General features: G+C 36.3%; 24 protein-coding genes. 5 read left to right on the top strand and 19 right to left on the bottom strand.

The annotated features are described in order from the left end of the window. Positions 1-123 precede the first annotated feature (123 nt). The 6 genes from etfA to LMD38_RS04275 all read right to left on the bottom strand — a co-directional run bounded on the left by etfA (position 124) and on the right by LMD38_RS04275 (position 6,930). Entirely contained in the window at positions 124-1,101 is a 978-nt protein-coding gene (etfA, locus tag LMD38_RS04300; RefSeq protein WP_000101965.1) for an electron transfer flavoprotein subunit alpha, read from the bottom strand. 36 nt (positions 1,102-1,137) lie between these two features. Next, complete coding sequence (gene etfB / locus LMD38_RS04295) at positions 1,138-1,911, bottom strand: electron transfer flavoprotein subunit beta (RefSeq protein WP_001029026.1); 774 nt, start codon at positions 1,909-1,911, stop codon at positions 1,138-1,140. A 78-nt stretch (positions 1,912-1,989) separates the two neighbouring features. Next, positions 1,990-2,766 carry an enoyl-CoA hydratase gene (locus LMD38_RS04290; RefSeq protein WP_000911295.1) on the bottom strand — a complete coding sequence of 259 codons (777 nt, stop codon included), beginning with the start codon at positions 2,764-2,766 and terminating at the stop codon, positions 1,990-1,992. An 11-nt stretch (positions 2,767-2,777) separates the two neighbouring features. After that, positions 2,778-3,365, bottom strand: coding sequence for a fatty acid metabolism transcriptional regulator FadR (locus LMD38_RS04285; protein WP_000742224.1), 588 nt, complete (start codon positions 3,363-3,365; stop codon positions 2,778-2,780). Positions 3,366-3,471: 106 nt separating this feature from the next. Next, positions 3,472-5,157, bottom strand: a complete 1,686-nt coding sequence (locus LMD38_RS04280; RefSeq protein ID WP_062822087.1) for a long-chain-fatty-acid--CoA ligase — start codon at positions 5,155-5,157, stop codon at positions 3,472-3,474. 186 nt (positions 5,158-5,343) lie between these two features. Next, positions 5,344-6,930, bottom strand: a complete 1,587-nt coding sequence (locus tag LMD38_RS04275; RefSeq protein WP_228920186.1) for a BclA C-terminal domain-containing protein — start codon at positions 6,928-6,930, stop codon at positions 5,344-5,346. A 366-nt stretch (positions 6,931-7,296) separates the two neighbouring features. Here LMD38_RS04275 and LMD38_RS04270 point away from each other — a divergent pair. Beyond that, positions 7,297-8,630 (top strand): IS3 family transposase gene (locus tag LMD38_RS04270; protein ID WP_085966774.1). Its coding sequence is split into 2 segments (ribosomal slippage): positions 7,297-7,684 and positions 7,684-8,630, totalling 1,335 coding nucleotides; the frame shifts between segments, so codons are not numbered across the junction. A 134-nt stretch (positions 8,631-8,764) separates the two neighbouring features. Next, entirely contained in the window at positions 8,765-9,268 is a 504-nt protein-coding gene (locus LMD38_RS04265; protein WP_000284989.1) for a DinB family protein, read from the top strand. Positions 9,269-9,348: 80 nt separating this feature from the next. On the opposite strand, the gene LMD38_RS04260 is transcribed toward LMD38_RS04265, so the two are convergent. The 7 genes from LMD38_RS04260 to LMD38_RS04230 form a co-directional block, all read right to left on the bottom strand. Then, complete coding sequence (locus tag LMD38_RS04260; protein ID WP_016718625.1) at positions 9,349-10,044, bottom strand: ABC transporter permease; 696 nt, start codon at positions 10,042-10,044, stop codon at positions 9,349-9,351. A 24-nt stretch (positions 10,045-10,068) separates the two neighbouring features. After that, entirely contained in the window at positions 10,069-10,938 is an 870-nt protein-coding gene (locus LMD38_RS04255) for a DUF4097 family beta strand repeat-containing protein (protein WP_000720985.1), read from the bottom strand. A gap of 26 nt (positions 10,939-10,964) precedes the next feature. Beyond that, entirely contained in the window at positions 10,965-11,669 is a 705-nt protein-coding gene (locus LMD38_RS04250; RefSeq protein WP_061183305.1) for an ABC transporter permease, read from the bottom strand. 34 nt (positions 11,670-11,703) lie between these two features. After that, positions 11,704-11,865, bottom strand: a complete 162-nt coding sequence (locus LMD38_RS04245; RefSeq protein WP_000931764.1) for a hypothetical protein — start codon at positions 11,863-11,865, stop codon at positions 11,704-11,706. Beyond that, positions 11,858-12,781, bottom strand: coding sequence for an ABC transporter ATP-binding protein (locus tag LMD38_RS04240; RefSeq protein WP_062822702.1), 924 nt, complete (start codon positions 12,779-12,781; stop codon positions 11,858-11,860). Before LMD38_RS04240 ends, LMD38_RS04245 begins: the two co-directional genes overlap by 8 nt. Positions 12,782-12,906: 125 nt before the next feature. Next, positions 12,907-13,842 (bottom strand): HAMP domain-containing histidine kinase, encoded by a 936-nt coding sequence (locus LMD38_RS04235; RefSeq protein ID WP_014893492.1) that lies wholly within the window; start codon positions 13,840-13,842, stop codon positions 12,907-12,909. A gap of 1 nt (position 13,843) precedes the next feature. Then, a complete protein-coding gene (locus tag LMD38_RS04230) occupies positions 13,844-14,536 on the bottom strand; it encodes a response regulator transcription factor (protein ID WP_228920185.1) in 693 nt (230 codons plus the stop codon). A gap of 169 nt (positions 14,537-14,705) precedes the next feature. Here LMD38_RS04230 and LMD38_RS04225 point away from each other — a divergent pair, with 169 nt between their 5' ends. Together LMD38_RS04225 and LMD38_RS04220 are read left to right on the top strand one after the other, a co-directional pair. Next, entirely contained in the window at positions 14,706-14,879 is a 174-nt protein-coding gene (locus tag LMD38_RS04225) for a hypothetical protein (protein WP_001293581.1), read from the top strand. Next, positions 14,880-15,074: a YwbE family protein gene (locus tag LMD38_RS04220; protein ID WP_001014318.1), complete on the top strand. Its 195-nt coding sequence runs from the start codon at positions 14,880-14,882 to the stop codon at positions 15,072-15,074. Between the two features lie 39 nt (positions 15,075-15,113). On the opposite strand, the gene LMD38_RS04215 is transcribed toward LMD38_RS04220, so the two are convergent. Continuing rightward, on the bottom strand, positions 15,114-16,313 hold the full coding sequence (locus LMD38_RS04215; RefSeq protein WP_001255958.1) for a class I SAM-dependent rRNA methyltransferase: 1,200 nt from the start codon (positions 16,311-16,313) through the stop codon (positions 15,114-15,116). 298 nt (positions 16,314-16,611) lie between these two features. Here LMD38_RS04215 and isdG point away from each other — a divergent pair, with 298 nt between their 5' ends. Further along, on the top strand, positions 16,612-16,935 hold the full coding sequence (gene isdG / locus LMD38_RS04210; protein ID WP_000587815.1) for a heme oxygenase: 324 nt from the start codon (positions 16,612-16,614) through the stop codon (positions 16,933-16,935). A 67-nt stretch (positions 16,936-17,002) separates the two neighbouring features. Here the strand turns inward: isdG and srtB are convergent, their stop codons facing one another. From srtB to LMD38_RS04185, 5 genes are all read right to left on the bottom strand, one after another. Further along, entirely contained in the window at positions 17,003-17,767 is a 765-nt protein-coding gene (gene srtB, locus LMD38_RS04205) for a class B sortase (protein WP_001086113.1), read from the bottom strand. A 32-nt stretch (positions 17,768-17,799) separates the two neighbouring features. Then, positions 17,800-18,570: an ABC transporter ATP-binding protein gene (locus tag LMD38_RS04200; RefSeq protein ID WP_016718627.1), complete on the bottom strand. Its 771-nt coding sequence runs from the start codon at positions 18,568-18,570 to the stop codon at positions 17,800-17,802. Further along, entirely contained in the window at positions 18,560-19,543 is a 984-nt protein-coding gene (locus LMD38_RS04195; RefSeq protein ID WP_001036817.1) for a FecCD family ABC transporter permease, read from the bottom strand. The genes LMD38_RS04200 and LMD38_RS04195 overlap by 11 nt, the downstream gene beginning before the upstream one ends. 27 nt (positions 19,544-19,570) lie before the next feature. Further along, a complete protein-coding gene (isdE, locus tag LMD38_RS04190) occupies positions 19,571-20,446 on the bottom strand; it encodes a heme ABC transporter substrate-binding protein IsdE (protein ID WP_074568225.1) in 876 nt (291 codons plus the stop codon). Positions 20,447-20,521: 75 nt separating this feature from the next. Further along, on the bottom strand, positions 20,522-23,446 hold the full coding sequence (locus tag LMD38_RS04185; protein WP_228920184.1) for an NEAT domain-containing protein: 2,925 nt from the start codon (positions 23,444-23,446) through the stop codon (positions 20,522-20,524). Between the last annotated feature and the right edge of the window lie 19 nt (positions 23,447-23,465).

The following is a 23,465-nucleotide window of genomic DNA, read 5'->3' as shown; positions in this document are numbered from 1 at the left end:
AAAAAAGTGTTCCTTTATACTATATAAAAATACGGATTACATACTAAAAAGATGAGAGACAGGGGATCTCTCACCTTTTTCTATATATAGGGGTACTTCACTTGGAACTCAAGGGTACTCAAATCATGAATGTACTTTTAACTTTTTAAACTCTTCTGTTAAAAGAGGTACAACTTCAAATAGATCGCCAACAATACCGTAGTCAGCTACTTTGAAAATACTTGCTTCTGGATCTTTATTAATCGCAACGATTATTTTTGAGTTAGACATACCAGCTAAATGCTGAATCGCACCAGAAATACCACATGCAATGTACAGGTCTGGTGTAACAACTTTACCAGTTTGACCAATTTGTAATGAGTAATCGCAATACTCAGCGTCACAAGCACCACGAGATGCTCCAACAGCGCCGCCTAATACGTCAGCTAACTCTTTTAATGGCTTGAATCCTTCTTCACTCTTCACACCGCGTCCGCCAGCGATAATAACTTTTGCTTCAGAAAGATCAACGCCCTCTGCCGTCTTACGGACGACATCTTGAATGATTGTACGTAAGTCTTTCACATCTACTGTAATAGAAGACACGTCACCACTGCGAGACTCATCTTTTTCAAGCGTTGCGATGTTATTTGGACGCACTGTCGCAAATAAGATGCCGTCTGTTACAATCTTCTTCTCAAACGCTTTACCAGAGTAAATTGGACGAGTAAAGATAACATTTCCACCTTCAACTTCTAAAGCAGTTACGTCAGAAACTAGACCAGCTTCAAGCTTCGCTGCTAATTTTGGTGATAAATCTTTACCAAGTGCTGTATGTCCAAATACAATACCTTCTGGATTTTCTTCAGCATATACAGCTAAAAATGCTTGTGCATACCCATCAGATGTATATGATTTTAATTTATCATTTTCAACTGTCACAACGCGATCTGCACCGTAATGAATCAACTCATTTGCAAAAGAGGCAACGCTGTCTCCAACTAGAAGACCTACTACTTCACCGCCTTCTGCAATTGTTTTTGCTGCTGCTACCGCTTCAAATGAAACGTTACGTAGCGATCCATCACGAACTTCACCCATTACTAATACTTTACGAGCCATAGATTTTCCCTCCTGCATATATAATTTCGTATTTTATTAGATTACTTTCGCTTCTGTATGGAGCAACGATACAAGTTCTTTTACTTGATCTTGCAGCTCGCCTTGTAACACTTTTCCTGCATCTTTCTTAGGAGGCAAATAGATTTCAATTGTTTTTGTCTTTGCTTCCACATCATCTTCTTCTAAATCTAAATCATCTAATTCTAATTCTTCTAGTGGCTTTTTCTTCGCTTTCATAATACCTGGAAGCGATGGATAACGTGGTTCATTTAAACCTTGTTGTGCTGTTACTAATACTGGCAATGAAGTTTCAATCACTTCTGTATCGCCTTCAACATCACGCTCAATCTTCACGTTTTTACCGTCAATTGCAAGTTTTGTAATTGTCGTTACATACGGAATATTTAACGCTTCAGCTACACGCGGGCCAACTTGTCCAGATGCACCATCAATTGCAACGTTTCCGCCTAAAATTAAATCTGCATCTTTATCTTTTAAATATTCAGCAAGCACTTTTGCAGTCGTGAACTGGTCACCATTTTCTACATCATCTTCAATATTAATTAATACCGCTTTATCGCAGCCCATCGCTAACGCCGTACGAAGTTCTTTCTCGCTATCTTCGCCACCAACTGTTACGACAGTAACTTCTCCACCTTGTGCGTCTCTTACTTGAATTGCTTCTTCAATTGCATATTCATCGTAAGGGTTGATGATGAATTCCGCTTCGCCATCGTAAATTGCACCGTTTTTAATTACGATTTTTTCTTCTGTATCAAATGTTCGTTTCATGAGTACGTAGATGTTCATTCCATTTACCCCCTTGTTTTTCAGAAAGATTCTATCAATTCTAATTTTCTGTTAATTTATATTAAAAAAATAATTAAACTACCTGCCGCTAAATGAAGGCTTACGTTTTTCTAAAAACGCTGCTACACCTTCTCTTCCATCTTCACTCGTAAATACTTCACCAAAGATTTGAGCTTCGCGTTGTACACCTTCATAATAATGAGACGATTTCGTCGTTTGCAATAACTCTAGTACAGCACGAGTCGTCGCTGGGCTTTTTCCAGCAATCTGTTTTGCAACTTTAAGCGTATCATCTAAAAATGTTTCTTCAGCAAAAACTCCGTTAACTAGTCCCCATTTTAATGCTTCTGCACCAGTAATCGGTGTACTTGTTAACATCATTTCACAAGCTTTCGCTTTCCCAACATAACGTGGTAATCGCTGTGTACCTGCAAATCCAGGAATTAATCCAAGTGTTAATTCAGGTAAACCAAGTTTTGCACTTTCAGTTGCAAAGCGCATGTGGCAAGACATAGCAAACTCAAGGCCGCCGCCAAGTGCCGCTCCATGAATTGCCGCGATAACTGGTTTTGAACATTTTTCAACGCGCTCAAACGTAACTTGTCCAAGCTGCGCTAATTCAGTCGCTTGCTTCGCTTCAGTAACAGATGTAAATTCTTTAATATCTGCTCCCGCCGAGAAGAAACGCCCTTCACCGTGAATAACAACAACACGAATGTTATCATCCTTCTCCACTTGATCAATTAATTCAGTAACGTCATGCATAACTTGTGAAGACATCGCGTTAGCTGGCGCATGATTTAACGTAGCCACCGCGATATGATCTTCAACTCTTACAGATAGGAATTTCAACATGATCCCTCCCATTATTGACGATAACCACAAGCTGCAATAAGTAGCCCATGTACCGTTTTTGAAAGTGCGACCAGATCATACTTATGATCGCTCATTACCCAATTGGTCACAACTTCATCTACTGTTCCAAAGATCATTTGTCTTGCCACGCGAACATTTAAATCCGCTCGAAATTCACCTTGCTTTATACCTGTCTCTAAAATCTCATCCATAACTTGTAAGTAGCCTTTTAATACTTCATTTATTTTTAGGCGTAATTCTTGATTGGACTGTCTTAGCTCTAATTGCGTAACGATAGCAAGAGGATCATTTTGTGACAACAGCAAGAAGTGCGTTTCTACCAACATGAATAACTTCGATACAGCGCTTTCAATTCCTGCTGTTTTTTGACGAATTGTTTCGACAAATTCTCCCATCTTCTCTTGGAATAAGGATATTAATATATCTTCTTTATTTTTAAAATATAAATAAATCGTGCCATCCGCTACCCCAGCTTGCTTTGCTATTTTAGAAACTTGCGCTTGATGGTACCCATTCTCCGCAATCACAATGACTGCCGCATCAATAATTTGATTGTATTTCGGTCTATTTTTCTTCACTTTACTGTCCCCTTCAAGAAGATGACTGAATGAATAGTCATTCATATTCTTATAATACTGACTATTTAGAAAAGTGTCAATCCTATTTTTTCAAAAAGAAAGGGCCTTAGCCCGTTTGCTCATCCTCATTCTTTCTTTTCTCTTCATCAATTAGGACACGGCGTAAAATTTTTCCGACTGTCGTTTTCGGCAGTTCACCTCTAAACTCATATACTTTCGGCACTTTATAGGCCGCTAAATATTTACGAGCAAACTGATTTAATTCTTCCTCAGAACACTCTGTACCTTCTTTTAACACAACAAACGCTTTAACTGTCTCTCCTCGGTATGGATCGGGAACTCCAATCGTCACTACTTCTTGCACTTTTTCATGCTCATATAATACTTCTTCTACTTCACGAGGATACACATTAAATCCACTCGCAACAATCATATCTTTCTTACGATCTTTCACATAGAAAAAGCCATCTTCATCCATATAGCCAACATCGCCTGTATGGAGCCATCCATCTTGCAGTACAGCTGCTGTTTCTTCTGGCTTATTCCAATATCCTTTCATAATTTGAGGACCTTTTACTACAATTTCACCGATTTCTCCCGGTGGTAATGCCTCACCAGTTTCAAGCGACATAATCATTGCTTCTGTATCTGGCCACGGAACTCCAATGCTACCTGGCACTCGCTTTTCCCATAAAAAATTACTATGTGTAACGGGAGATGATTCTGTTAAACCATATCCCTCTACTAGTTTGCCCCCTGTAACTGTTTCGAACTTTTCCTGTACTTCTACTGGCAGTGGTGCTGATCCACTAATACAAGCACGAATAGAAGATATATCGTATTCTTTTAAAAGCGGGCTATTTAAAAGAGCGATATAAATAGTTGGTGCCCCTGGAAATAATGTCACTTTATGCTTCTTAATCGCTTCAAAAACCATTTTCATATCAAATTTTGGAATAAGAACCATTTTGTATCCTTGCATAATACTTAAATTCATGACAGCCGTCATGCCGTACACGTGGAAAAATGGAAGAACCCCAAGAACGACTTCTTCTCCTTCTTTGCAATTATATAACCATTGAACTCCCATCAAAGTGTTAGAAACGAGGTTTTTATGCGTTAACATAACACCCTTCGGAAATCCAGTTGTTCCTCCTGTGTACTGTAAAAGAGCTAAATCATTTTCAGGATCACAAGGCACTTCAACATCCGTATTCACTTCTTTTTCTACTGAGTTCCAAAGATGAATCGTTTCACTCTCTGATACTTTCACAACTAAATTCGACTGTTTTTTCTGCACAAATGGATACAATAGATTTTTAGGGAAGGGTAAAAAGTCCGCAATACGCGTTACGATAATATGCTCAAATTTTGTAGCAGATTGAACATTCGTCACTCTTGGAAATACTAAATCGAGGCAAAGAATGACTTTTGCTCCCGAGTCATGAAGCTGATATTCTAATTCTCTTTCTGTATATAGTGGATTTGTTTGTACTACGATACCTCCTGCAAGTAATGTACCGTAATAACCAATTACAGCTTGCGGACAGTTCGGCAACATAATAGCAACTCGATCACCCTTTTCCACACCGAGCTTTTGAAGATAATTTGCAAATCTCTTCACCTTATCATGAAAGTCTGAAAATGTAATATCCTTCCCCAAAAAGTGAAGCGCTTTCTTTTCTGGGTAGCGAGAAGCCATCTGTTCTACATATTTATGAAGCGGCTGAATATCATAAGAAATTGTACTTGGAATTTCCTCTGGATAATTTTTCAACCATGGTTTTTCCACCTTCATTCCCCCTTCAAATACATAAAAATAAATGAATGTTCATTCATGAGGTTGTTTTCATTATATTATAGTCACCATAACGTTACAATCATAATATTCTGACTTTTATATAACTATGCTTTACTTCATTAACTTCTTATTATATGTATAAACTCTCCTAATCTAAAAAAATAAGAGAGTTATTATTTAGCTTAATCTTATTATCGTTAACACAGCTCCTGGTGTAGTTGTTGATAATGTTGCAACAGCTAACAAACCAAATAGTTGCAAACTAATGGCATCTCCTGCTGCAAGAGTTGTAATAATTGTTGCGCTAAATGATGTAGTTGCTAACGCAGGAGAATTGATCGTTCCAGCAAGTGGTGCTCCATTAATTGTAATACGAGAACTGACTAATAATGAAGCCGTTATATTAATCGTATATGAAATATAATAATTCCCAGCATTTGCAACCGTAAATACTGTATTTCCACCAGAAACAGTAATTCCTGGACCGATGTTTTGATTATTTGGAAGCGGGACATTCGTTCCACCAAGAAGTACCGATATCGCTGAACCCGACGTATTATTTGCAAATGCATACGTCGCCGTGATACTTGTACCTGTTATTCCCGTTGGGCCGGTTGAACCTGTTGAACCCGTCGCTCCCGTTGGACCCGTTGGACCCGTTGGACCCGTTGGACCCGTTGCTCCCGTTATTCCTGTCGCTCCCGTTGGACCCGTTATTCCTGTCACTCCGGTTGGACCCGTTGAACCTGTTACTCCCGTCGCTCCTGTTGAACCTGTTGCTCCCGTTATTCCTGTCGCTCCGGTTGGACCTGTTGCTCCGGTTACTCCCGTCGCTCCGGTTGGACCTGTTGCTCCCGTTGGACCCGTTGCTCCTGTTATTCCTGTCGCTCCGGTCGGACCTGTTGCTCCCGTTATTCCTGTCGCTCCGGTCGGACCCGTTGCTCCTGTTATTCCTGTTACTCCCGTCGCTCCTGTTGAACCTGTTGCTCCCGTTATTCCTGTCGCTCCCGTTGGACCCGTTATTCCTGTCACTCCGGTTGGACCCGTTGCTCCCGTTATTCCTGTCGCTCCCGTTGGACCCGTTGCTCCCGTTATTCCTGTCGCTCCGGTCGGACCTGTTGCTCCCGTTGGACCCGTTGCTCCCGTTATTCCTGTCGCTCCGGTCGGACCTGTTGCTCCCGTTGAACCTGTTGCTCCGGTTGGACCCGCTGCTCCCGTTATTCCTGTCGCTCCCGTTGGACCTGTTGCTCCCGTTACTCCTGTTGCTCCCGTTATTCCTGTCACTCCGGTTGGACCTGTTGCTCCCGTTATTCCTGTCGCTCCCGTTGGACCCGTTGCTCCCGTTATTCCTGTCGCTCCCGTTGGACCCGTTGCTCCCGTTATTCCTGTCACTCCCGTTGGACCTGTTGCTCCCGTTATTCCTGTCGCTCCCGTTGGACCTGTCGCTCCCGTTGGACCCGTTGCTCCCGTTGGACCTGTCGCTCCCGTTGCTCCCGTTATTCCTGTCGCTCCCGTTATTCCTGTCACTCCGGTTGGACCTGTTGCTCCCGTTATTCCTGTCACTCCCGTTGGACCTGTCGCTCCCGTTGGACCCGTTGCTCCCGTTGGACCTGTCGCTCCCGTTGGACCCGTTGCTCCCGTCGGACCAGTTGGACCTAGCTTAGGCACTGTCCCATCGCAACTAAAACAACACGAATCAACATGTACACCATTTTGATTATTACACTCACAATACCCATTTATATTATTGCGCCATGAAGACATGTTGATCCCCTCCTTCAAATTCAATCTTTTAAGTATAAGCAACAAATAAAAAAACACCTATCAAATACCCCAGAATAACTTTACTCCGTACATTCTAATAATTATTACATGCGATTTTTACCCCTTTTGCTTGTACTTTTGCCTTCTTACTCAAACGAAATTCTTTTTCTTAATAAAACCACTTGGTGTTCTCGTACTTGGAGCACCTTATTTCTTATAGTTGATGAGGGAGAGTGGGAAGAAAGTTAATAAAAAAGAGGCTTCTTGTTTAAACTGTACCCTATAGAATAGACACTTAAAAAAAGTCTATTCTATAGGGTATTTCTTGTATAATGAGAGAAAAATGAGAATCGGAGAAATTTCAAAATGACGAAAAAATTGCTTACAGAAAAGGAAATTCAAATATTATCAAAAAATCGATACGTAAAATCGGTAAGCCAAAAAGGAATTACCTATACCGATGAATTCAAGCGTATTTTTATTAAGGAAAATGAACAGGGTAAACCACCTCGTATTATTTTTGAAGAATGTGGTTTTGATATAGATATCATCGGTCTACAACGTATTGTGTCATCAGGAAATAGATGGCGTACGTCCTATAAGCAAAACGGTGTATGGGGCTTAAGAGACACACGTAAGGAAAACTCAGGAAGAAAGTCAGAAAGAGAACTTACATTAGAGGAGAAATATGCACGTTTGGAAGCGGAACGAAACTTATTAAAAGCTGAAAATGAACTGTTAAAAAAGATCAAATTTATGGAAGGGAGGATGGGAAAGAAATAACGTTACACGCTAGTCAAAAGTACCTATTAATTCGTTCTATCATTGAAAAATACCGCCTGAAAAATATGGTGAGATATTTGTGTCAGGTCGCAGGCGTTTCACGTTCTGGATACTATAATTATTTTTTAGCCATTTCTCAAAGTCGGCGAGAGAAAAGAATACATCAAGATGAAATAGTGAAAGAGATTATATTAAAGGCATTTCGATTTAAAAACCGAAAAAAGGGGGCTCGTCAGATCAAAATGACATTGGCGGGTCAATTTCAAGTTGTCTACAATTTGAAACGCATCCGTAGAATCATGAAAAAATATGGGATAATCTGTCCTATTCGTAGAGAAAATCCCTATAAAAAAATGTTGAAAGCGACGAAAGAACACTTCGTGGTACCCAATCGATTAAAACGCGAATTTAGGCAAGGTGTACCGGGAAAGGTACTTCTTACAGATATCACATACCTGTTTTATGGTAAGAATCAAAAAGGATATTTATCTACTATTCTAGACGGGTCTACGAATGAAGTTTTGGCGTATCATGTTTCAGAACGACTTACCTTAGATATCGCAACGACGACGCTGCACAAACTAAAGAAGAATAAGAAGGTACGATTAACGCAAGATGCCTATATTCATTCTGATCAAGGTGCTCATTACACAAGTCCTACCTATCAAAAATTAGTCAAAAAATTAAAGCTGGGACAATCTATGTCAAGGCGAGGAAACTGTTGGGATAATGCCCCACAAGAATCTTTTTTCGGGCACTTTAAAGATGAAGCACACATCAAAACTTGTACATCTTTCACACAGTTAAAACAAGAAATTAAAGACTATATGAAATACTATAATCAGCACAGATATCAGTGGAATTTAAAGAAGATGACTCCTGTCGAATACAGAAACCATCTTCTTGATGCCGCCTAACTTTTTTTAAAATGTCCTTTACAAAGGGTACAGATTATGTTAGGAGTCTTCTTTTTTATTTGTTCTTATAGGCCAAAAGGAAACTATCTTTTTTTCACGAATGTAACCTATGAACATAACTAGGAGGGATAACTATGTACCAAACAATTGAAGGCTTCTTGCAATCATGGACATACGAGACTGAGTCTACTCAAAAAATGCTCGATGTACTAACAGATGAATCTTTGTCACAAGAAATCGCACCTGGGCACTGGACGTTAGGAAGAGTCGCTTGGCATATCGTGACGGCAATTCCTGTTATACTATCTGGCACAGGGCTAAAGTTTGAAGGAGAAACGAAAGATTATCCCGTACCAACTTCAGCAAAAACAATTGCAGATGGATATCGTAAAGTGAATACAGCTTTTGTTGAAGCACTTCAAAGCGAATGGACGGATAAAGACTTAACTACTATTAATGACTTCTTTGGCCGCCCTATGCCAAATTCTATATTTTTAATGACACTCATTAATCATCAAAATCACCACCGCGGACAAATGACAGTTTTAATGCGCCAGGCTGGCTTAACAGTTCCTGGCGTATATGGTCCTGCAAAAGAAGAATGGGCTACAGCTGGAATGGAAGCTCCTAAAATGTAACTACAGAAAAAGACAAGGTGTTTACACATCTTGTCTTTTTCTGTAACTTGTTTCATGTGAAACTATTTTACGTATTCTTATCATACAGTTATATCTTCCTTCTCTATATTTTTAATTCCGTAATATGCAATGGCAACTCCAATTGCTGCCAATGCTAGTTGAAGGGGAAGAAAAGTTGCCGTTGAAAACATTGGGGTGTTATTAATTGCAATTGATACAACGATAATTGATGAAACAATTGTAGTTGGCACTGAACGTTTACGCATTCCGAAATATAGTGGGATTAAACTTATTCCCGCAGTTGCAACGGCTAAAGGAACAAGGTTTATCCCTTCTTGCATCAATTGATCTACTGTGAATGAATGAGGAAGAATTGAAAAATAGCTATCTATCCAAAAGAAAACTCCTACTACTAAAATATTAGATAAAATAACTGTTATAAATGTTAATGTTGCTGTAATAATCAACTTACTAACCATCATTTTCTTTCGGTTAATTGGATAAGAAAACATAAGTAGTATTGTTTTGTTTTTATATTCACCAATTATTAACCTTGCGATTAACACACTACCAAAAATAATAAACGTTGCTCTTACTAATGTACTAGCCATTAACAAAACCATCTGTGGATCTCTTATTTCTGGATCGCCTTCTATTTGAGAAACGATGCTCGTAAAGATCAGTAATGTCAGTATAGCGATATTTGCAATAATCGCTCCCCTTACATACCATCCAAGCTTAAACTTCTTCATTTCTAGCTTCATAAGACGTAGCATAATAGTCCTCCTTTCATTTGAAATTTAATCGATATAAATCGCTCCTGTTTTACTTAAAATCTTCATTTCGTTTTTCGCATCACCAATGGTTCCTGCTTTTACATGTTCTGTATTTTTATCTTTCTTAAGTCCTTTTACATTCACCATTACGTCAGACGAATTACTTTTAGCCGTAAGTTTTAAAGAAGTCGGAACACCTTTATACCGTACGCCAATATCTCCTGATTTTGTTTCTACAAATAACGATTTTCCTTCTTTCATATCCTTCAGTAATACTTCTCCCGATGTTGAAGTGATGTTCATATTTGAGTTACTTACATTTGTTATATAGTTATCACCAGTCGTAGACTTTATATTTAATTCTTGTACTGAACTATCTTTTACAGCTAACTCTCCACTTTGCGATATGAATTCACCTTTCTCAGCTGATAGTCCTACAACCATTTCATCTCCAGACTTGCTTTTTGTCACGATACTTTTTACTACTATATCGCTTATTTTCACATCACCCGATTTATTATTTAATACAATTTTATCTATTTCTTTCTTCGGAATAGCTATACATATACTATTTTTCTTCCTAAACGTGAAACCATTAAAAAATCTGGTCGCCTTTTGTTTTTGCTTAACTATAACTTTATTCCCTGCCTGTTCTATTTCGACAGGATCTACCTCTTTATCTAAACGTTTACCTTGAGCCGAAATGACTATTTTGTTAGCTTCTGTACTTTTAAATTCAATATCCCAGTTTTCATTGTCCACTTCTATTTCTTTTATATTATTTATCTCAAAAGACTTTTCTTTCTTAAAATCTTTCCCCTGAAATACTTTAAAACAAAAAAACGCACTAGCAATTGTAATGAATAATATTGCAATTACTATTATTTTTTTCACTATTCATACCCCAGTTCGTTATTGTTTTATGCTACATCGATCTTGTCGATTTTACGATACGATAAATAACTAATAAAAATTCCTAATAAACAGAGTACAATTGGGATAAATATAAAATCATACATACTTACTTGACCGCTTCCAGGACCTACGTTACTGTTCATTAGCATCCCAATTATTACTGCAGAAGTAATTGTTGTCGGTGTAGATTTCTTTCTCATCCCAAAAAATAAAGGAATTAAGCTTATACCAGATATCATAAATGCACTTATAAAGGTAGCTGGAACAGTAGCTATTATTTCACCCATCGTAATAGGTGTTTCAATTAACCCCATCATTGGGTTCATAAAAAATATGAGCAAACTAATAGTGAACGTAGCAATAATCATGCTGATAAAACAAAAACTAAAAACAATTGTTAATTTCGCCCTCATTAGCAATTTCCTTTGTAATGGGTACATAAACAATAGTTGCATTGTTTTGTTCTTATATTCATCAATTACTAAACGCGATAAAATGACTGCACTAAAAATAAGAAATGTCATTCTTATAAAAATGTTTGCTAAAGTCATATATTTTGTGAAATCAGTGAGGGCTGCGTCTACTTCACCTTTCACTCCCATCCCCATAAGACTTACCGAAGCAAAAATTGCTATAATACAAATTGCTACCCCTTTAAAATAACTAGATAATTTATGTTTCTTCCATTCAAGTTTCATCAATTTAAACATATAAACCAAGCCTCCATTACTGACATAACTATCTCTATGCTACTAACATTCTAATTCCAGCAGTAACTACGCTCATCATTCCTATCACTATTATAATTAACAACCATTTCCGCTCAGGTTTTCTATAATATAAAATTGCACTTATAAACATTACGATTAATCCACTCACTAGATTCACTAACAATCCATTAAGCATGAATGCCCTCTCCATCCATTACATTTAAGAAATACTCTTCTAAGGAACTATGTTTCTTATTCATACTTTCTATTTCCACATCGTTCATAATAAGTGCTTTTGAAATAGCCTGCTGCGTCGCCTTCAATTCATACACGCGAATCATATTTCCACTCATTATTTTGTAATTTTTTATACCGAGTTTATCTTCTAAAATATAAGCTGCACGCTTCACATCAGGAACAGTAATTTCAATGTACTCTGTTTGTTTTCCGTTAATACTCTGCATTGAAACTTCTTTTATTAGTTTTCCTTTTTGAATTACACCAATTGTATCCGCCATTAGTTCCATCTCACCTAAAATATGACTAGAAACTAATAACGTAATGCCATATTCTTTGCAGAGCATTTTAAATAAGTCTCGTAACTCTTTAATACCAATTGGATCTAAACCGTTAATTGGCTCATCTAAAATGAGTAATTCTGGCTTTGTCATGATCGCCCTTGCAATACCAAGTCGTTGCTTCATCCCTAATGAAAAATCTTTTACTTTTTTATTATCGATCCCTTGCAATTTTACTAAATGTAAAGCATGGTCAATTGCGTTTTTATCGTAATAGCCCATATATTCACAATGTAATTCTAAGTTTTCTTTCGCCGTTAATTTATCATAAAAGATTGGATATTCGATAATTGTCCCCATGCGCTTTAATACTTCATAAGATGTATCCGTTAACTTCTCACCGAAAATTTCAATATCACCGCTCGTCGGTTTTATTAAATTTGTGATCATTTTCATAATCGTTGTTTTACCAGCACCATTCGGTCCTAAGAAACCGTATATCTCTCCTTTTTTCACATGCATGTTAACGCTAGAAATAACTTCTTTCCCCTTAAACACTTTCGTTAACTGATTCGTTTTTAATATATATGTCATGTCGTTTTCTCCTTTCGCACTACTTTATACTTCTATAATAGACAACGGAAATCTCTTTTTTCTTACCCGTTCCTTACAAATTCCTTACGCTGAAAAAAAGCTTGTAGAATCTACTTCTCTACAAGCTAAAACTGCATCTTTGTTAATACAATTGTAAAAATTGTTTTTTCATACGGCTTACTAAAAAGATGTATTTCTCCGTCCATCGCTTCTACAAGCCTTTTCGTAATCGTTAAACCTAGACCGCTTCCTTGGTACAATCTATTTCTGGAATCTTCAAGTGTGTACATACGCTCAAACACTTTATCAATATGAGATTCATCAATTCCTTTTCCTGTATCCCATACATCTATATACACATTCGTTTCATCATCTCTTAACGTCATACCGAGCGTCTTTCCATCATCTCCATATGTAATTGCATTTGATATTAAATTATTCAATACTCTACCTAATACTTCTACATTTCCAAGTGCATATATATTTTTTTCTGGTATATTAATATGAACATGAAAACCTTTCGTCGTCACTAAATCATAAAAAGATAAAATTTTCTCACGGCAAACTTCATTCATATTTACTTTTGTCATCTCGATTGCCTTGTCACCAGATTCTAGTTTTGCTAAATCAAAAAACTTATGAATCAGTTCCATTACTTCTAATGTTTTCACATGCACCTTTTCAAGTAATATTTGTTGTTCTTCTTCATTTATCGTTTTATCCTTATTTAACATTTCTGTATATCCAAGAATAACTGTTAGTGGTGTTTTCAAGTCATGTGAAATATTTGAAAGCATTTTTCTCATCGAAATTTCTACTTTCGCATGATCTGCATTCGTTTTCTGTTTCGCATCTAACAATTGATTAATTGCCACTAACAACTTTTGCAATTCTAGATCATCTGTCATAACGAGTAACTTCTCGCCTGTTTTTTCATTAACAATACTTTCTAATTTTTCATATGTGTATCGCAAATTTTTGCTATTATTTTTCCTCATTTTATATTGTAGATAAATGACACATAACAATATAAAAATAATACCTATTAACAAATTGACCATATTACATCACGTCCAGCTTATAACCGATACCCCATAACGTTTTAATGTATTCTGGATTAGATGGATCACTTTCGATTTTCTCACGCAATCTTCTCATATGAACATTAATAACGTTATCGTCACCGTAATACTCTTCGTTCCAAATTAGCGTATATATTTGTGCTTTCATAAATACACGATTTTGATTCTTTACAAACAGTTTTAAAATCTCAAATTCTTTTAAAGTAAGTTTGAGAGGCTTCCCGTTTTTTTCCACAGTAAAATTAATTGGATCGATTGTTAAATCGCCAATTTGAATCATCTTTTCTGTTGTTTCTGTAGCTGAATATTTCGTAGACCTCCGAATACCCGCTTTTACACGCGCCGCCAATTCAATCATAGAAAATGGCTTACAAATGTAATCATCTGCTCCTAGTCCTAATCCAACAGCTTTATCAACATCTGTATCTTTTGCCGACATCATTAAAATCGGTACTGCACTTTTTTCTCGAATGATTCGTACAACCTCTAAGCCATCTAACTTTGGCATCATAATGTCGAGGATAATCAAATCAAATGAACCTTGTAAATATGTGTTCACGCCTTCCTCTCCATCAGACGCGATTGTAACTTGAAAGCCCTCTTTTATTAAATACTTCTGCACCATCTCTTGAATTGAAATATCATCTTCCACTAATAAAATATGATGTGACATATATCTATCCCCTTTTTTACAAACATTAACATTTTAATTGTATCGTAACTACTACAGACTGGAAACAATTATATGAATTTTCAAACCAACTTCCCTTCCTTCCATAACAATGATATGATGAAATTTACTACGATAGTTCATAATTAACTTTATATAAAGGAGACTTATCATGTCAGAAAACAAAAAAGTAAGCTTAGCTGATTTAATGCGTGAACAACTTGCAAAGAAAAAGCAAGGTAACGGTAATGGTCAAAATACAAAAAACCAAAGCCAAGAAACAAAAAAACTACAAAACCAACAAACAAAGAAAACAAACAACCAACGTAGACGTACAGGTGTATAAATGAACGGACAAAAACGTTCTAATATCGTACCCGGCCTTGAAGTTGATATTGTATTAAAACAAAATCAACGAACTGGCAAATTAACACGTGGCATTGTAAAAGATATTTTAACGAACTCCCCTTCTCATCCGCATGGCATTAAAGTGCGCTTGCAGGACGGGCAAGTCGGCAGAGTACAAAATATCGTTCAATAAGAAAAGGAGCTCAACTAAACTCGAGCTCCTTTTTCTTTATTACCCTTTAATTTTCTCAATGAAAACTACTTTTAAATAGTCTCCTTCTTTAAATTGATCGATTGTACGGAAATCTTCTGGTAAAGAATGTTCTTCTAATATTTTATATTTGCCATTCATTTCTTTAAATGCTGTATCGATAAAGCCTTTAAACTTTTTCATATCGAATGCGCTACAATTTGTTGAAGCAACGATAATCCCGTTATTTTCTGTAATGGCAATTGTTTCTTTTAATAAGTTTTTATAATCTTTCGCTGCACTAAATGTATATTTTTTTGAACGCGCAAAGCTTGGAGGGTCAAGTACGACCATATCAAATTTCATTTTTTTCTTCGCTGCATATTTGAAGTAAAGAAATACATCTTCTACAATGATATCTTGCGCTTCATAATCAACTTCATTTACACTAAACTGCTCAATCGTTTTACTTAAACTACGATTTGCAAGGTCGACACTCGTCGTTTTGCTCGCTCCACCAAGCGCTGCAAATACAGAAAAGGCACCTGTATAAGAGAACATATTTAACACTGTTCTTCCCTTCGCATACTTATCACGAATTTGTTTTCGTACGTTACGCTGATCTAAAAATACCCCAACCATCGCTCCGTCATTTAAATAAACAGCAAAGTTCACACCATTCTCTTTTACGATAAGCGGGAACTCACCGCGCTCTCCTGCTACGAAATCATCGCCTTCAATGTATTTCCCTTTCGTATCAAAACGCTTCTTCTCATAAATACCTTTAAAATTTGCTACTTTTTGAAGAGCTGCTATAATCTCATCCCTGAAAGTATAAATCCCTTCGCTATACCAACTAACTACATAATAACCATCATAATAATCGATGATTAAGCCTCCAAGCCCATCACCTTCACCGTTTAGGGCGCGGAATGCTGTCGTATCACTTGATTTGTAAAATTGTTTTCGTTTATGTAAGGCAGATTTAATTTTACTTTCAAAGAAAGATTGATTAATTTGTTCACTCTCTTTTCTCGTTAAAATCCAGCCGTATCCTTTATTTTGTTTTCCATAATAACCTTTTCCGACAAAGTGGTTTTTCTCATCTACCACTTTAATGATTGTTCCTTCTTCCTGAACATCATTTAAATTTTGAATCGCATCTTTTAAAATAAGCGGATATCCACTTTTAATTTCTTTTATAAATTTCGGTTTTATTTTTACAGTTACTTCTGATCGCATATAATAACTTCCTTTCCATTTGCATGCTTTCTCTATAGGAAGCATTTGAAAAACGAGACTGAAAAAACAGCCTCGTTTCACTATACCATATTATTGCTTTGCTAGTACAACTCACTCATTCTCTCGCTTAACCGCCACCTATTTACTACATTTTGAAATGGAAATCTTACTGTCCAACATAATAGAAAAAATACTTATATATTTCATATTTACCATTGACAATGATAATGATTTTCATTATCATTTAATGTATATGAGTTCTCGAAAATAAAGGCTACAACTTATAGGAGGAATAAACATGATTATTGTTACAAATACAGCTAAAATCACCAAGGGAAATGGACATAAATTAATTGATCGTTTTAATAAAGTAGGTCAAGTCGAAACAATGCCAGGATTTTTAGGATTAGAAGTTCTTCTAACGCAAAATACAGTTGATTATGATGAGGTAACAATTAGCACGCGCTGGAATGCAAAAGAAGATTTCCAAGGTTGGACAAAGAGCCCAGCATTTAAAGCAGCTCACTCACATCAAGGCGGAATGCCAGATTATATTCTCGATAATAAAATCTCTTACTATGATGTGAAAGTTGTACGTATGCCAATGGCTGCAGCACAGTAAAAACTGTTTTTTTAAAAGTATAGAATATGAGAAGCGTTACCACTTCTCATATTCTATACTTTTTTATTTACTGTCTTTTTACTAGTTTCGCATGTACGACTAATCTTCCTGCTTCTGGATCAAGTGCATAGTCACATGTAGAAAGTGTTATAATTTCATCATTAGCCGTCAATTTCGTATCCGTTTTGTAAAGGGATTTATCTTGAATTTGCTTTAAGAACGCTGTATACGCTGCATCGCTTTCAAAATCCGTTTCAATGTAATAAAAGTCCGTCGTTGTCGTATATACTGAAAAAACTTCAACGTCGTATCCTTCAAATAATGTATCGTAATACAATTTACGATGGGACATGAAGAAATCTTCATCCAACATCTTTTTTAAACTTCCAAACATAGAACCGTCCTTCATACGATGACCATATAAAATAGTATTTCGGTTTTGAGATTTCACATCATTACGATAATCCATAAAAATACTTCCCGCTCTCATATCCTCGCCTTTATAATTACGAAATAAATAGTAATCATTATCCTTCGCTTGAACGATTGGATAATTGATTTGTGTATCATCCATCGTAATCCATCCCACTATTTCTGGATTAATTTTTTGGAGAGCTTGAAACTGTTTACGTACTTCCCCATCTTCTGATTTTTCTTCCATTGGACTTCTCTTATAAATATGTTGCGCTTCAGCCATTACTTTACGATTTTCATAATAATCCATGAAAATCCCACCCAATTCATACATTGAATAGAAAAAGATTCCTAAAAATACAATTGTAAGTATTCGTTGAAAAAAAGAATTCTTTTTCCGTTCTTTCTTACTATTCAAATTATCACCTCAAAACGGATTATGCCCATCCTTTAAATTCCCATTGGTACCATGTATAACCCTGTATCTTCGTCTTGTTTCACAACGACATCTACACCATATATTGCTTTAACCATTTCTTCTGTTATTACCTCATTAGGATTACCTTTCGTAACAATTTCCCCATCTTTCATAACGATAATATGATTACTATAACGAATGGCTTGATTAATATCATGTAGTACCATCACAATCGTTAATCCATACACTTCATTTAATTCTTTCACTAACTCTAATATTTCTAGCTGATAATAAATATCTAAATATGTTGTCGGTTCATCTAAGAAAAGCATTGGTGTACTTTGAGCTAATGTCATCGCAATCCAAACTCGCTGTCTCTCTCCGCCCGATAAAGCATGAATTGGCTTTTCACGCTTACTTTGCAAATTCGTACATGTTAGTGCACGCTCAATTGCTTCTCTATCTTCATCAGTTTGCGAAGAAAAAACATTTTTATATGGCATACGCCCAAAGCTTATTAGTTTTTCCACTGTAATATCTGCTGGCGCCTCATTTTGTTGATGGACAACAGCTAATTTTCTAGCAAACTCTTTCGGTTTATACTCACTAATCGCCTTTCCATCAAGTATTACTTCCCCACTATTAGGAGCATGATTTCTAGACATAACACCAAGTAATGTTGATTTCCCGCAACCATTCGGACCAATGATTGTTGTAATTTTCCCAATTTCTATTTCACTACTAACAGACTTTAAACGATTTGTTACATTATCGTATGAAAAGGTTACATTTTTAATTTCCATGAACTTTATCACTCTTTCTAAGCAAGAATATTAAGAATGGGCCACCAATAACTGCCATAATCGTCGCCGCTGGAATTTCGTTAGGTGGCACAATTAACCTTCCAATCGTATCCGCCGTCAAAATTAATAACGCTCCTGCAAGTGCAGAAAATGGAATCAACACTTTATGGTCTGAACCAACTAGTTGTCTCGAAATGTGCGGAACAAGTAATCCTACAAAAGCAATAACACCTGCAATCGCTGTTGATACTGCCGCTAAAAGTACTGCAATAGCAGAGATAATAAGACGAACTCTCGTCACGTGCAAGCCTAAGTTTTTCGCAGTCTTATCTTGTAGTGATAATAAGTTACACCAAGCTCCTACAAACAGAGCAAGAATAAGACCAATTGTTCCATACGTAACCATTATTTCTACATCACCCCACGTCTTCATCGTTATATTAGAAGTCGTCGTTTGCTTAATACTCTTTATGAAATATCCACAAATCGTAATGAACGATTCATTTAATCCAGTGAACATCGCATTAATAGCTATACCAACTAAAATAATGCGAAGTGGACTTAACCCTGACTTCCATGAAAAGGCATAAACGAGATAACATGCAAACGCACCACCTAAAAAGGCAAATACTGGTGTCCAGAAAAAGAATTGCGGGAATAACGTAATAATAACAAGTGTCATAAAACTTGCTCCTGAAGATATACCGATCACTCCAGCATCAGCGAGTGGATTTTTCATAACAGCTTGAAAAAGCACACCTGAAACTGCAAGAGCCGCCCCAGTGAACAGCGCAATAATAATACGCGGGAAACGTAAATCTTTAATCACTTCCACATCTTCATTAGCCCCTGTAAATATCCCTTGTACAAGGTCTACTATCCCTATTTCTAAACTCCCTTTCATTGCTGACAATGATGTCATAACAATAAGCAATACAGTAACAATGAAGAAACTCCAAGTTTTTTTATTCATTCCACTCTTCCTTTATATTAAAATGCATCACGGATACATCATTTTCTTCAATTCATCTAACGCTTCCATTGCCTCTAAATTTCCCGTCGTTCCAAATAAACGCTCTTCTAAATCGTAAACACGGTTATTCTTAACTGCAGCGAAGTGTTTCCAAATATCATTTGTTTTAAATTCTTTATCAAACATTTTTACAACTTCATCAGGCATACCATGTGCTGCTCGTAAAATAATATCTGGATCAGCTTTCTTTAAATACTCTGTATTAGAGGCTAAATACTCTACTTTCTCACCTTGTACAATGTTTTTACCACCTAATTGTTTCACCAAATCTCCAATATAGGAATGCTCAGTTGCTACTAAATAGCTCCCTGGTACACCTAATAAAATAAGCACTGTCGGTTCTTTCTTTCCTTTTACTTCTTTTTGAATGCTAGCAACCTTTTTATCTAACTTCGTTACAACTGCTTCAGCCTGCTTTTCGCGTCCATATTGCTTACCTAAATTACTAATGGAATTTTGCATATTTTTTAAACTAGTTAAGTCCACAAAATTTGCTTTCATACCTACACCGTCAAACACCGGCTTTAATTCATATTCAAGTGTTGTCACGGATAATACTTCTGACGGCTTTAACGACTTTACTTTTTCCATATCAGGGCTCATCGGATTCCCGACTTCAGCTAAACCTTTATATCTTTTTGGTAAATCTTTCGTACTCGTTGGCACACCAACTAAATCTACTTCTAACGCATCCATAATTTCAGTAACAGCGACGGTCGTTGCAACAACCCTCTCTTTATTTTCACTCTTTGCCGGCTTCGCTGTTTCTTTTTTTTGTGGGGAGCAACCAGCTATACTCACTAATAAAATGATAGCCATTAGTACACTTGCAATTTTCTTCACTCTTAATCACCACTCCTTTCCAAACAATATGAAACAAGTCTTGATGCGCCCGAAAACGCATCAAGACTCCCAAAATTACAATCTACCAGCTCTATATTTACGAACTAGTAAAGCGAGTGACCCAAGCAGTAGCACCATGTATAAACCAAGCTGTGCTGTATCTGCAGTTTTTGAGTTTTTCTCTTTTTTCGCATCATTATTTGTAGCTTCGTTTTTCTTTTTACCATCTGCATTTCGGTTAAAATCAGGAGTTCCTACTGTTTTTACATTATCTACTTTCGGTGTAGTTACTGGATTTTTCGGATCATTCTTCGGATCTTTTTTTGGATCCTCTTTAATCGTTCCTAACGCACCAATACTATTTGTATCAAATTGGATTTGTACATCGTAGAAATGATGGTAGTTCATTTCGTTAATATCTACTTTTACTTTTGCATTTAATTTTGCAAATAAATCACTTACTTCAAATTGCACTACTCTCGTATTTGCATTTTTATCTTCGCTCACTATTTTCGCATCAGCAAATAGACCATTGTTTTCTGTTTGGAATTTCGTAATCCACGCACTATTTTTCAGCGTCATCTCAATGTACTTTTTACCATCTTTAACGATTAATTTTGCTGGATGCACAGTATAGTCATGCATCTTTGAAAGTTCATTTGTTTTGTCTTTTAACACTTTAAATGGAATATCGTATTGACCATCTACTAAATTTTTCGGATCAACGATTACTTTCGGCTTATTATCTCCTTCTTGGTTATTGTTTCCACCTTGGTTGTCATTTCCACCTTGGTTGTCATTTCCACCTTGGCTATTGTTTCCGCCCTGGTTTTCATTTCCACCTTGGCTATCGTTTCCGCCCTGGTTTTCATTTCCACCTTCGTTGTTGTTTCCATCTTCGTTACCTGAAACTTTAATACTATTTTGATCAAACACAAATTGAACATCGTAGAAATGGTGATAATTCATCGCATCAATATCTACTTTTACTTTTGCATTTAATTTTTTTGATAAATCATCTACTTCTATTTCTACTACCTTTGTGTTTTTTTCTTTGTTCTCACTTAACGCTTTCGCGTCAACGAAAGAACCATTTTTTTCATACTCAAACTTTGTAATCCACGCACTATTCGTTAATGTAAACGATACATACTTCTTACCATCTTTTACTTTTAATACACCTGGACTCTTTGTATATGTGTTCATGATTGAAATTTCTTCTGTTTGATCTTTTAAAACTTTAAAACCAATGCTATATTCACCATCTTTAAGAGCTTTTGGATCAATGGTTGTGTTATTGCCTTGGTTATTGTTTCCACCTTGGTTTTCGTTTCCGCCTTGGTTATTGTTTCCGCCTTGGTTTTCGTTTCCGCCTTCGTTGTTGTTTCCACCTTCGTTGTTGTTTCCACCTTGGTTTTCGTTTCCGCCTTCGTTGTTGTTTCCACCTTGGTTTTCGTTTCCGCCTTCGTTGTTGTTTCCGCCTTGGTTATTGTTTCCGCCTTGGTTTTCGTTTCCGCCTTCGTTGTTGTTTCCACCTTGGTTTTCGTTTCCGCCTTCGTTGTTGTTTCCACCTTGGTTTTCGTTTCCACCTTCGTTGTTGTTTCCACCTTGGTTTTCTACTGGCTGAATGCTATCTTTATCAAATGCAAATTGGATATTGTAGAAATGATGGTAATTCATTGAATCGATATCTACTTTCACTTTTGCATTTAACTTTTTAGATAAGTCGTTTACTTCTACTTCCACTACGCGTGTATCAGCCTTTTTATCTTCACTTAATACACTTGCATCAATAAACGAACCATTTTTCTCAAATTCAAACTTTGTAATCCATGCACTATTCGTTAATGTGAATGATACGTATTTTTTACCGTTTTTCACCTTTAACACGCCTGGACTCTTTGTATACGTGTTCATCATTGAAATTTCTTCTGTTTGATCTTTTAAAGCTTTGAAATTGATACTGTATTCACCGTCTTTAATTGTTTCTACATTCGGCTTTTCTGCTTCTGGCTTTTTATCTTCATCCGGTTGTTTTTCTTCATTCTTAATTGGCTTGAGTTTTTCTTGGTCAAATGAAAGCTGTACCTCATGCGTTTGTTTATAATTTCTTGATGCCACTTCAATAAATATTTTTGCATTTAATTTTTTAGATAAATTGTCTACTTCGAATTCTACTACTCTTGTATTTTTCTCTTTATCTTCACTTACTATTTTTGCATCAACAAATGAACCATCTTTTTCCGTTTGGAAATTTTTAATTGATACGTTGTCTGTTAGTGTTACAACCGCTTTTTTCTTACCATTTTTCACTTTTAATACTCCTGGATTTACCATGTAAGTATTCATTCTAGATTCTTCATCTGTCTTATCTTTTAACACTTTAAATGGAATACTGTACTCTCCATCTGCAATTGTGTTAGAATTTGGTTGTTGATCTGGGTCAGGCTTTTGGTCGGGCTTCTGACTTGGATCCGGTTTTTCATTTGGATCTGGCTTATTTGCTGGATCCTCTTTTTCATTTGGCTTTTCTGCCTTAATTAGTGTAATACTACTTGAATCAAATTTAATGCGAACGTCAAAAATATGATGGTAATCCATCGCATCAATATCTACTTTTACTTTTCCATTTAAAAGGTTTGCTACATCGACTATATCGAATTCCACTACTCTAGTATTCTGCTCTTTATTCTCACCAATTACATTTACATCAACAAACTGACCATTTTTTTCTGTTGTAAACTTCGTAATCCACTCACTATTCTTTAAAGTGAATGAGACCTTTTGTTTGCCATCTTTTACTTTTAAAGTAGCTGGACTTATAACATAGTCATTCATTTTAGATACTTCATCCGATGTATCTTTAATAACCTTAAAACCGATTGAATATTCACCGTCAGCTAATTGAGTTGCTGCTTGAACTGCAAGAGGTTGTAATGTTGATACGAATGTAAATATCATTAAAAACATCGCAACAACAATTTTAAAATATCTATTCAATGGAATACCGCTCCTTTAT

Source organism: Bacillus pacificus, assembly GCF_020861345.1.
In the GTDB taxonomy this organism is placed as follows: Bacteria; Bacillota; Bacilli; order Bacillales; family Bacillaceae_G; genus Bacillus_A; species Bacillus_A pacificus.
The sequence above is the reverse complement of the archived record's forward strand: the minus strand, read 5'-3'. Positions and strand labels throughout refer to the sequence as shown.